Consider the following 770-nt stretch of genomic DNA (forward strand, 5'->3'; position numbering starts at 1 on the left):
GCGGCGTTATAAATAGCGAGGAAAAATGGAATTTATAGTTAATCTTTTCAAAGAAGGCTATTACGAAGGTGTGTTAATAATCATATTTTTTTCAATTGTGGCTAACTTTGCAAAGTTTATTGATTTTTATGATTTTAATCGTAAACGTAGAATTAAAGATTTGTATGAAGCCGTTAATAGCCCAAAAGTAGGGCAACAGTTGAAATCACAATTAGAACATGAAATTGAGGTTGAACACTTTAAGATAATATACAAAGTAAGGGTGAATAAAGAGCTACTAGATGCGATCTTTGTGCTGCATAATCGAATTGGAAAGTCTCTTTCATTTAGGCATTTAGTCAGAGCTGCATCATTTAATCCCTGTATTTTAGGCATAGAAGAGCCTTCATATCGTATTAAATTATCCTTTTTCGATAAAGTTGTCGCAAAATATAATTTGGTTGTTGGTTTATTCCTCCTTCTTTTTAGCTTCCTATTAATCGGTTATTTTTGGGTTAATTACACGACAGAACTTAATTGGGGGAATCTAATTAATGGTATTGCATGTATCGTGATTGGGTGTTTTATGGTTCGCGAAGGATTACCATTAAAATCTGTAAGTTTTGTGAATGAAGCTTTAGATGAGCTTGATCACAATTCGTAAGGCTATTTATAACAAATGCATCAACACGATTTGCTACATTCGGCATTCTAGGTTTCTTTGAGTTTACCGTGTTAAGTGGTAAATTTGGGCTTAATCTGCATGGTAGCAAACGTGTTATGCAGGCGTT

General features: G+C 33.5%; 1 protein-coding gene. It reads left to right on the forward strand.

From position 1 onward, the window contains the following. The first annotated feature begins 25 nt into the window (after nucleotides 1-25). Nucleotides 26-643 carry a hypothetical protein gene (locus A6E04_RS20835; protein ID WP_065612299.1) on the forward strand — a complete coding sequence of 206 codons (618 nt, stop codon included), beginning with the start codon at nucleotides 26-28 and terminating at the stop codon, nucleotides 641-643. Nucleotides 644-770 lie beyond the last annotated feature (127 nt).

Source organism: Aliivibrio logei, assembly GCF_001691055.1.
Taxonomy (GTDB): Bacteria; Pseudomonadota; Gammaproteobacteria; order Enterobacterales; family Vibrionaceae; genus Aliivibrio; species Aliivibrio salmonicida.

Bases quoted from the DNA above. Each gene is read 5' to 3' on its own strand.
- A6E04_RS20835 (WP_065612299.1), top strand. From the start codon at position 26: ATGGAATTTATAGTTAATCTTTTCAAAGAAGGCTATTACGAAGGTGTG.